The sequence below is a fragment of the Trinickia sp. genome, assembly GCF_036503415.1.
Lineage (GTDB): Bacteria > Pseudomonadota > Gammaproteobacteria > Burkholderiales > Burkholderiaceae > Trinickia.
In genome coordinates this window covers 1-10,425 of the sequence record NZ_DASXWY010000212.1, presented here as the reverse complement: position 1 = coordinate 10,425, position 10,425 = coordinate 1, and the positions used below count along the sequence as shown (strand labels likewise).

Sequence of the window (10,425 nt, the reverse complement as noted above, 5' to 3'; positions counted from 1 at the left end):
GGCGTCAACACCTATGCGGGTGCGACGTCGGTGGTGGCCGGCACGCTCGTCGTCGGCGATGCGTCGCACACCGGTGCGTCGGTGGCCGGGCCGGCGAGCGTCGCATCGGGTGCCACGCTCGGCGGTTATGGCTCGGTCAACGGCAACGTCACGAACAATGGGACGATCGCGGTGGCGAATGCGTTGTCGGGGGCCGCGACGAGCGCCAACGCAGAAGTTGCGCGAGGCGGCGCGATCGCGGTGGGCCATGCGCAATCGTCCGTCGCAGCCGGCACGCAGGGCAGTTTTACGATCAACGGTCAATTGACGAACGCGGGATTGGTTCAACTCGGCGGCGGCGCTCAGGCCGGCAACACGCTGAACGTCAACAGCTATGTTGGACAAAACGGCACGATTGCGCTCAATACCGTACTCGCCGGGGACAACGCGGCATCGGACAAGCTCGTCGTCAACGGCGGCACGGCGACGGGTTCGACGACGCTGAGGGTGACGAACGTGGGCGGCCAGGGTGCGCCGATCGTATCGAACGGCATCCAGGTCGTCGCGGCGGCCAACGGCGCAACCACCGATGCCGGTGCGTTCGCGTTGGCCGGCGGCGTGGTCAAGGCCGGTGCGTACGAGTACTACCTCGTGAAGGGCGGCGTGACCGCGGGGACCTCGCAGGACTGGTACCTCCGCAATACGGTGCCGGCCGCGAACGTCGCGTCATCGGCCAATATCGTCGCAGCACCCGGCACGCCCGTGCTGCCGGCCGCCGGCGCCACTCCGGTCACGCTGTACCGGCCCGAGGTCGCGCTGTACGCGCAGATTCCGAGCGTCATGCGTCAGCTCGACTGGATGCAAATCGACGAGTTCCATCAGCGGCAGGGCGATCAGTCGCTGCTCGGCGAGAAGGGCGCGGTGCCCGCGGCATGGGGCCGTGTCTGGGGTGCGCATAGCGTGCTGTCGGAGGGCGGCGACGTGAGCCCGCAATTCGACGGTTCGATGGGCGGGCTGCAGGTCGGCCACGACGTGTATGCGGACGGGGCGGAGGGGGGGCACCGGAACCACTACGGCTTCTATCTCGGCATGGCCCGCGCGACGGGCGGCGTGAGTGGTTCGGCAGTGGGCGTCCAGGGTGCCGACGTCGGGCATCTTTCCGTCAACGCATATAGCCTCGCCGGTTATTGGACGCATATCGGGCCCAGCGGCTGGTACACGGATACCGTCGTTTCGGGCAGCGCGCTCACGGCGGATGCGACGTCGAGCGGGAACGTCCATGCCAGCACGCACGGTACTGCCGTCACGGCTTCGGTCGAAGGCGGTCTGCCGCTGTCGATCGGACATGGATTGACGATGGAGCCGCAGCTCCAGTTGGTCTACCAGCACCTGTCGATCCGGGATCTCAACGACGGTGCGGCCAATGTGTCGTTCGGCAGCGGGAATTCGGTGCTGGCGAGGTTCGGCGTCCGGTTTTCCGGGACATGGGACGCGCTGGGTGCCGCCTGGCAGCCTTTTGTGGCGTTCAATGTGCTGCACGCGTTTGCCAACGGCGATCGCCAGACCTATGACAGCGTTACGTCGATCGGAACGCCGGTCAACCAGACGACGGGCCGGATCGACGCGGGCCTGGTCACGCGCTTCTCGAAGCACGGCAGTGCCTACGCTGCCGTCAACTGGGGCGCGAACCTCGACGGGGAGCACGTGCGGACGATTGGCGGGAACGCCGGCGTGCGTTGGTCGTGGTGAGTTGCGGCGGCCATGAGAGCGGTGGCCGCCGGCGCGCGTGCCGCAGGGCGCTGCCGCCGCGGCACCGGCTCAGGCCTCGCCCGCTTCGAGCTTTTCGAGCCGATACCCGTAACCGTAGACCGGGTAGATGCAGTACCCGCTCTGCGGACGCAGGTCGAGCTTGATGCGGATCGACGAGACGTGCGTATCGAGCGTACGCGACGGGATGTCGGACGTTTGCTTCCAGACCGTCTCGACGATGTGGCTGCGCGAGAGCGGGCGCCCGAGATTGCGGAAGAGCAGCAGCGCGACCTGGAATTCCTTTTGCGACAGCGTGACGGGCACCGTTTGACGATAGACGATGCTCTCGCGCAGATCGAACAGGTAGTCGCCGAATTCCTGCGACGCGATGCTTTGGTCGCGGCGATAGCTTCTGCGCAGGAGCGTGGACACACGTGCGAGCAGCACCGGGGCCGCGACCGGCTTCACGATGTAGTCGTCGGCGCCGGCATTGAGCGCGGAGACGATGTCGGATTCACGCGACCGGCTGGTCATGAAGAGCACGGGCAGCGTCTCGTTGCAGTGTTTGCGCACCCAGGCGAGCACCTCGTCGCCCTGCATGTCGGTGACGTTCCAGTCGAGCACGATCAGATCGAAGCTTTCGCGCCGCAGCTCGCGGATGAGCGCGGCGCCCTCGCTGAACGTGTGACAGGTATGCCCTGCCGGGCTTAGCGATTGAGTGGCAAACTCCAACTGACTTGGGTCATCGTCAAGGATGGCGATTCGCATGGTTTGACCGATGGAAACGTTGTGCCGAAGAAAAGGGGGTTGAACCGATTCCCCGATTGGGTGCTTTCCGCGCGAACCTGCGTTTTCGCGGCAGCGAGAATAGTAAACGATAAGTATTGGGGCTCCTGTGAAAATGGTTCGCGCGAAGCTTGACGTGCACGCCCGCCATGGCGCCCGTCTGGCGCCGATGCACGGTTTCGGTTATCGTCTCGATCGCATCGAAAACGAGAAACCATGAGGCGAGACGACGACAACCGGCAGGTGCCCGGCCACCTGCGCCGATACGAACACAATCGCCCCATCGCGCGTGCGTGGCCGTCGCAATGACACTGCTCGCCCGGATCATTCGTTCGCGGCTCGGCCGATCGATAGGGCGGCGGTTTTTGCTCGAATGGATCGCGACGGGCTGTCTCGCCATTGCGTTCGTCGCGCTGAGCTCGAGCTGGCGCCTGACGGCGAGCCTGGACCACTTCGTCTACGACGATTTTCTTGCGATGTCCGCAAAGACGGTATCGAACGATATCGTCGTCGTCGAGATCGACGATGACAGCATCGAAGCGCTGGGCCGGTGGCCGTGGCCGCGCAGCGTGCATGCTCGCCTGATCGATGCGCTCGCACGGAGCGGCGCGGCCGCGATCGTCTACGACGTACTATTCACGGAGCCCGGCGCCGACGATCCAGCGCTTGCCCGGGCGATCGCCGCCAGTAAAACTTATCTGCCGATTCTGCTTGCGCCGGCCGACGCCGAGGGCCATCGCGAAGCGGTGCTGCCCGTTGCCGCATTGGCTGGCGCCGCCGCGGGGCTCGGCCATATCAACTTCGAGGTGGACAGCGACGGCGTCGTGCGCAGCGTCGCGCTATACGAGGGCGACGCGCGCACGCGTTGGCCGCAGCTGACCGTTCCGGTCCGGCGCGCCGTCGAACGAGGCGCGATACGGCTTGCCGGCATGGTTGACGGTAACGGCCGTCCGGCGCGCGAGTCCGTGCCGCTCGCCGAGTCCGGCGGGCCGGGCGCAGAGCAGCGTGTGTTGGTTCCTTTCGTTCCCGACGAGTCCTTCCGGAAGGTCTCGGTTGCGCAGGTGCTGGCGGGGACCGTGCCGCCCGAGTTGCTGCGGGGCCGCATCGTGCTCGTCGGCTCGACGGCATCCGGCCTCTACGATCACTTCGCCACGCCGATGTCGGGTCGGTTTGGCGTCACGCCCGGCGTCTATGCGCATGCGAGCGTGCTCGAGATGTTGCTGCGCGGCAGCGCCATCAGACCCGCATCGTCATCGGAGTTGCTCGCCGCATCGCTCCTGCCGCTGGCGGTGCTGCTCGTTGGATTTCTCGTGCTGTCGCCGATGTACTCGCTGGCGCTCGCCATTGCGCTCGGCGTGCTCGCGCTCGCGGGCGACGCGGTACTGATGCATGGGCTGCGGCTTTGGGTATCGCCCGTACCGGCGATCCTCGGACTGATCGTCGTCTATCCGCTGTGGAGCTGGCGCCGTCTGGAAATGACGATGGCCTACCTGCGCAAGGAACTGCGGCAGCTCGCGGCCGAGCCCTATCTCCTGCCCGAAGCGGCGAAGCGGCCGAGCGAATTCATGGGGGACGTACTCGAACAGCAGATGTCGCTGATGGCTCAGGCGGCGCAACGCGCGAGAGACATGAAGCGTTTCGTCTGGGACAGTCTCGACAGCGGGCCCGAGCCGATACTCGTTGCCGATCTGAACGGCGTCGTGTTGATCGCGAACCGCGCGGCAAGAGCGTATTGCGCGCGGCTCGCGGCGCCGAGCCCGGAAGGGCGGCCATTGCACGCCGTGCTGGCCGACTGTTCGTTCGTGAAGACGATCGACGCGGACGTGGAAAACGAGCGGATTGCCCGAAGGGACTGGCCGGCCGTCATGAACCCGGCGCGGCCCGAGCACGCGCGCATGATGACGACCGGCATCGAAGTGCGCGGCCGCGACGAGCGCGATTACTTGCTGCGTTATTCGGAGTGCCGCAATGCGTTCGGCGAAGCCGCCGGGTGGATCGCCGGCTTGGTCGACATCACGGCGCTGCACGAAGCCGAACGGCAGCGCGAGGACGCCTTGCAACTGCTATCGCATGACATGCGCTCGCCGCACGCATCGATCCTCGCGCTCGTCGAGATCGAGCGCGCACGCATCGAGTCCGAGCCCGCGCGCAATGTCATGGACCGCATCGCACGCTATGCCAGGAGCGCGCTGACGCTTGCGGACGATTTCGTCCAGCTTGCACGCGCCGAATCGCAGGCCTATGAGTTCGAGCCCGTGAATCTCGCCGATCTCGTGCTGGACGCGAGCGATCAAGTGTGGCCGCAGGCACATGCCAAGGGCATACGCCTCGATGCCGTCTACGAAGACAGGGAAGCATGCTGGATCTTCGCCGAGCGGTCGCTGCTGACGCGCTCGCTCGTGAACATCCTGCAAAACGGCATCAAGTACAGCCCGAACGGCACGCAAATCACCTGTTCGATCGAATCGTCGCAAGCGTCGCTGGGCGGCGCCCATGTGACCTGCTCGATTCGCGACCAGGGTTACGGGATTCCGCTCGACAAGCAGGGCCGCTTGTTCGAACGCTTCCGCCGCTTCCATGCGGGGCAGCGTCCCGAAGTAGGCGGTGCCGGGCTCGGCATGGCGTTCGTCAAGACCGTCATCGTGCGGCACGGCGGGGAAGTGGCCGTCCACAGCGAGGAGGGCAAGGGAACCGAATTCGTGATTTCGCTGCCCCGCTTGGCCGAGCAAGCCGACCAAGCCGGGCCCGCGCCAGCCGGCGAGCCGGCGCGAGCCTCCTGACGGGCCCGGGGGACGCGCCTCGTCTGCGTCGCCCACCGTGAGCCTGACACTTGTTTGCAGTTGCTCCGGACATGCCTTGGCATAATCGCCTCGTTGAACTCAATTGAGCTCGCCGCGCTGCTCGACGATCGGTCGTCGAGGCCTGAACCGGCCCTGCGCGTGCCGCTGCATCGTGAATTCCGAGGTACCGAAATGAGCTGGCAATCGATGAGTGATCTCTCCTGGAAGGGGGCTCGACCGACGCACGGACAGACGTGGCTGACGTTGTGCGCGGCATGGGCCCGCCGCATCGGGCGGAGTCTCGCTGCCGAAGGCGAGTTTCTCCTGCGGCTCTGGAAAGAAGGGATCGTTGAAGGCGACGAGGCGCAACAGGGACGCTTGCAAGCGAGAATCCGCCAACTGGAATCGGAAGTGGCAAGACTGTCGCGCCTTGCTGTCACGGATGAGCTGACCGGCGCGTTCAATCGCCGGCATATCGAGGAGACGTTCGGAGCGCGGGCGTCGTCGCGGCATGTCGATGGCGCGCTTGCGTTTTGCCTGTTCGATATCGACGGCTTCAAGGCTTACAACGACACGTATGGTCACAGCGCCGGCGACGATGCGCTGAAGCAGATCGCGCATGCCGTGCGCGCCCAGTTGCGGCACGCCGGCGACAGCTTGATCCGCCTTGGCGGCGACGAGTTCTGCATTCTGCTGAACGCCGAATCGCCGAGCGACGCGCTGGCTGCGATCGATCGTCTACGCCTGGCGGTGCGTGCGCTCGCGTTGCCGCATCCCACGAAGCGCGATGCGGTGCTGACGGCGAGCTTCGGCTTCGTATGGCGGGGTGCCCGCAGCGAGAATCGCCATCTGCCCCACGATCTTTATCGGCATGCCGATCGGATGCTTTACGAGGCCAAGCGTGCGGGCCGCGACACGGTGCGGCTCGCGGTGCTGTAACCGGCGCGCCCGCCGAGCGCTCGGGCGGCGGCCGCCGATCGTGCCTTAGGCGGCGAGCTTCGTGGCCGCTTCGTCGACTTGCCCGCGCGAGATCGAAAGTTCCTCCAGCCATGCCTCGGCATAGACGTTACCCGTTTCGCGCTCGAGGCGAGCGATCGTTGTCGCGTTTCGCGTCGTGTCCTTCGGGGTGGCGAGGAAACGCTTGATCGATTCGCCGGCCTTGAACGCATCGAAGAGCGGCAAGCGAATCTCGTCGGGCAACGTGCGCGTCCATTGATAGGGCTTGCCGTTGAACGTCAGTGTCGGCGGCAAGACGCGCTCCTTCTTGGCCGACGAGGCAATCAGACCGTACGTCCGCGCGGCTTCGCCGATCTGCTCGGGCGAGAAAAGCTCTTCCGGTGTGATCTCGAATTGCTCGATGTGGGCTTCGATGGCCCGCATGGCGGCGGCGCGATCGTCGCGTTTTTGTTGCGCGCGTTCGACGATGAGCCGCAGTTCGTCGGCCTCTTCGCTCGTGATCGTGAAGCTCGCCTGTTTGTGCTGAAGTTCGGTGAAGCGCTGGAATTCGGTGTCGTTCAGAAGTTTTGCCATGGATCGGATCGCGGATCGACATGCACCGGGCGCGAATACGCCGGCACGAATGTTCGAGGGGCCGCCATTCTAGCGTCAGACAGCCGTGCGATCCAGAGGCATTCGCGTTGCGAGCGAGCGAATAAACTCCGCGCTCGCCGCCAGGACGGCCTCGGGGCACTCTTTGTGCGGCGAGTGTCCGCAGGCGGGCAGCAGTGCCTCTTGCGCCGGCCCCGCGCTATGCCGCGCGATCGAATGCACTTGCCGCGCGGTGCCGTACTGGTCGTCCTGGCCCTGCATGACCAGCAGCGGCACATCGATGCGCGGCAACAGCGCCTCGATGTTCCATGACGCGAAGCTCGGATCGAGCCATGCGTCGGACCAGAGGCGAAAGACATCGGCCGTCTTCTCGCCGTGATATCGCGCGAGTCCAGCCAGCTTGCCGGCGCGCCACGCGGCGAGCGCATCGCGTATGCCCGCGAGCGTCACTGCCTCGACGAACACATGCGCCGCGATCGTCACGATGCCGCGCAACCTCGGGTTGCGTTCGGCTCCGTGAATGAGCGCGATGCTGCCTCCATCGGAATGACCGACGAGAACATAGGGCGCCGCTGGCGGCACGAGGCGCGCCATCACTTGCGGCAGTTCGCGCTGGGCCGAGCGATGCAGATAGCCGGTATCCCATCGCGTCCCGGCCGGCAGCGGCGACGACCGTCCATAGCCGGCCCGATCGTAGACGAGCCCTGGGCAACCGGTTGCCCGGCAAAGCCGCTCGGGGAAGTCGCCCCACATGGCGGTGCAGCCCAGACCTTCATGCAGGAAGACGAGGTAAGGCAAGGCCGCGTCGCCGTCGATGAACGCGTAGGCGACGCTCGCTTCTTCGATCCGAAGTGTGCTTTTCGATTCGAGCGTCATGCCTGTTCGATCTGACCGCTCGCCGGCGCGGCGTTCGGGCCGTCTCCCACGCGGTTGATCGTACCTTGGGCCAGCGCAACGAGGGTTTCCTTGTCGCCGTCGAGCAGATAGATGCGGCACTGGCATGTGGCGTGTCCGCGCCCCGCGTAGACGAGCTCCGCGCGAGCAAGCAGTGCCCCGCGCACGGCTGGACGCAGATAGTTGATCTTGTACTCGCCCGTCACGACACGGGGCCCGAGCGCGATCGCACCGGCGAATGTCAACGCGTTATCGGCAAGGTAGCTGATGACACCGCCATGAACGAAGCCGTGCTGCTGCCGCAGTTCGTCGCGAATCGCCAGGCGCAAGGTCACTTCATGCTCGCCGATCTGCACGAGCTCGGTGCCGAGCAGCATGCTGAACGGCTGAGCGTGCAGCGCGCCGCGCGCCAGGTCGAAAAAGTCGGTCATCGGGGGGCCCCTTGCGGGGCGCGGCCCCGTATCCTATTGGTTCCACTCTAGGAACCGTTCGCGCGCGGAGTCAAGGAGCGGGCGCGAATCCCCCCGGCGAGACCCTTCCGCAAGCGCCGTGACTGCCGTAAACCCTAAGAGGGAATCCGCCGTAACGCACGGTGTCAGCGTGCGCCCGGCAACGACGCGTAAGCCGTCGCCAGATGGTAGGGCGTGGTCGACGGCATATCGGCGCGCGAAACATCGCCGGCCGGAGTCTTGCACTCGTACCAGCCGCGCGAATGCAAAAAGCGCTCGCGAAACGCGGCAATTTGCGATGCGAGTGCCCGAAGATCGTCGGCCGTACCGCGTGTCGCCAGCGCGCGCAGATATTCGGTCTGCGCCCAGATGCGCTGCGTTGCATCCTGAATCGAGCCGTCCTCGTTGAGCGCGGCGCACACGCCGCCCGTGACGGCATCCACGCCGTGGCGCTGCGCGAAGACGAACGCGCGCTCGAGCGATTCGGCCAGCCCCGATGCGGCGATCGTGCTGCCGGCGCTCGCCGCCAGATAAAACCACTCGAACTGGTGGCCCGGTTCGAGCCGGTTGCCCGCCGTGCCGATCGGCAATTCGGCGATCGCACCCGTCGGCGCATGCACGAATGTGCCGGCGACGGCATCGGCAAGCCGCGCGAGCGAGCGGTCATAGGCGCTCTCACCCGTGGCGGCACGGGCGGCCAGGTACGCTTCGGCCAAGTGCATGAGCGGGTTCTGCAGCGCTCCCGCGCGCACGGTCGAGAAGTTCTCGTCGAGCGTGGCATGCAGGAGGCCACCCGACGCGGCAAAACGCGCATCGACCAATGCGGCCGTTTCGGCCAGCACGTCGAGCGCATCGCGCTCGCCGAATGCGCTCGCATACTGAGCGCACGCGAAGATGACGAATGCGTGTGTATAGAGGTCTTTCGTCGTATCGAGCGGCGCGCCGGCGGCATCGACGCTATAGATCCATCCGCCGTGGCGCGCGTCGCGGAAATAGCGGCGCATTGAATCGAACAGCGTGTGAGCATGTTCGGCGTCGCCGGCCAGCGAAAACACGAACAGTTGCCGCGCGCAGGCCATCGCGCGATAACGGACGACAGGCAGCGGCGCCTGATCGTTCGCGCCGACGGCCTCGTACGGCAGGCAGAGGGCGGCGTTGTAGCCCGCTCCGCGCCATAGCGGCATGACCGTGTGGGCATAGTGTTCGCGAAGGGCGCTGATTTGCGCCGCGATGGCAGCGTCGATCGAAGTGGACATAAAGCGTATGGGGCAAACGGCCCTATCGGATGAACGCGGTGGCCACCGCGCGAAGCGCAAAGGATAATTCAAATTCGCCGCACCGGGCGTGGCCGCACCGCTCGATTCCCCTGCTGTCGCGCCTGCCGATCGTGCGACAATGCGGCGTTCGCCGAACACGAAGACCGAATAGATTCGCGCTCGCGCGCGGCCATGACCGCGCTCTTCGCTTTACCGTCTTTCCGCTTTCCAGCTATGGCAGATTCCGCAGCATCTTCGACCTCTCGCGTCAGCCGCCCGGCGACCGCCCGACGGCGCGCGCGTGCCGCTTCTCCCGCATCGGATGCGCCGTCGAATCCCACCGTGTCCGAACCGAGCACGCCTGCAATTGCTGCAGCGGGCACCGAGGGCAACGAAGGCGCTGCGCTCGTCGCCGAGGGCTCGGTCGGGCGTGACCGTCCGGAAGACTCGCGCGAGGAATCGCCCGCCGAACGCCTCGACAGCGATTTCTTCGGCGCCCTGGAAACATTGAACCTCGATCCGCGTCAGGGCACGTTGGCCGGCTTCGAAGTGCCGGCCGATGCGCTCGATTCGCTTCGGGCACGCGCCGAAGCGCAGCGAGCCGCCGCCGAGCGGGAGGCCGAAACGGTCCCGCTGTCCCCGGATCCCGAGGCGGGAGTCGGGACACCGGCATTGCACGAGCCGGCACCCGCTTCGATGCGCGCGCAAGTCATTCCGCAACCGGCCGGCGCGCGGATCGCGGACATCGCCGCTTATCTGCGTGTCGATGACGCCGGCAGCGCTGACCCGGCCCAAGCCGGGCCGGCGCGCAACAGGCTGCAGCCGGCCAAGCGCGCATGGACCTCGGGCGCCGCGCAGGGGTCTTCATCATCATCGTCATTGGCACCGCCATCGGCCGACTCGCCCGCTTCCGGTTCCGCTGATGCCATCGGCGCGGCGCAGGTCGCACAAACCGCATCGACGGCGGCATTGGCCGAGACCGTC

8 protein-coding genes and 1 pseudogene are annotated in these 10,425 nt (G+C 66.2%); 4 read left to right on the top strand and 5 right to left on the bottom strand.

Features of this window, described 5'->3' with window-relative positions:
* Positions 1-1,728: autotransporter outer membrane beta-barrel domain-containing protein (locus VGL01_RS24775; protein ID WP_331574116.1), on the top strand; the 1,728-nt coding region annotated here is incomplete at its 5' end.
* A 69-nt stretch (positions 1,729-1,797) separates the two neighbouring features.
* Here VGL01_RS24775 and VGL01_RS24770 read toward each other — a convergent pair.
* Complete coding sequence (locus VGL01_RS24770; protein WP_331574114.1) at positions 1,798-2,496, bottom strand: response regulator transcription factor; 699 nt, start codon at positions 2,494-2,496, stop codon at positions 1,798-1,800.
* Positions 2,497-2,807: 311 nt separating this feature from the next.
* Here VGL01_RS24770 and VGL01_RS24765 point away from each other — a divergent pair, with 311 nt between their 5' ends.
* Both VGL01_RS24765 and VGL01_RS24760 read left to right on the top strand, forming a co-directional pair.
* The gene (locus VGL01_RS24765) at positions 2,808-5,294 is read left to right on the top strand and encodes a CHASE2 domain-containing protein (RefSeq protein ID WP_414720346.1); all 2,487 of its coding nucleotides are present in this window, start codon (positions 2,808-2,810) and stop codon (positions 5,292-5,294) included.
* 207 nt (positions 5,295-5,501) lie between these two features.
* A complete protein-coding gene (locus VGL01_RS24760) occupies positions 5,502-6,233 on the top strand; it encodes a GGDEF domain-containing protein (protein ID WP_331574110.1) in 732 nt (243 codons plus the stop codon).
* A gap of 45 nt (positions 6,234-6,278) precedes the next feature.
* On the opposite strand, the gene VGL01_RS24755 is transcribed toward VGL01_RS24760, so the two are convergent.
* From VGL01_RS24755 to VGL01_RS24740, 4 genes are all read right to left on the bottom strand, one after another.
* Positions 6,279-6,824, bottom strand: coding sequence for a hypothetical protein (locus VGL01_RS24755; protein WP_331574108.1), 546 nt, complete (start codon positions 6,822-6,824; stop codon positions 6,279-6,281).
* A gap of 75 nt (positions 6,825-6,899) precedes the next feature.
* Positions 6,900-7,718, bottom strand: coding sequence for an alpha/beta hydrolase (locus VGL01_RS24750; RefSeq protein ID WP_331574106.1), 819 nt, complete (start codon positions 7,716-7,718; stop codon positions 6,900-6,902).
* Positions 7,715-8,167 carry a PaaI family thioesterase gene (locus tag VGL01_RS24745; RefSeq protein WP_331574104.1) on the bottom strand — a complete coding sequence of 151 codons (453 nt, stop codon included), beginning with the start codon at positions 8,165-8,167 and terminating at the stop codon, positions 7,715-7,717. Before VGL01_RS24745 ends, VGL01_RS24750 begins: the two co-directional genes overlap by 4 nt.
* Before the next feature lie 164 nt (positions 8,168-8,331).
* Positions 8,332-9,441 (bottom strand): AGE family epimerase/isomerase, encoded by a 1,110-nt coding sequence (locus tag VGL01_RS24740; protein ID WP_331574102.1) that lies wholly within the window; start codon positions 9,439-9,441, stop codon positions 8,332-8,334.
* A 342-nt stretch (positions 9,442-9,783) separates the two neighbouring features.
* Between VGL01_RS24740 and VGL01_RS24735 the strand changes: the two are divergent.
* Positions 9,784-10,425: pseudogene (locus VGL01_RS24735) on the top strand (hypothetical protein); the annotation flags it as partial.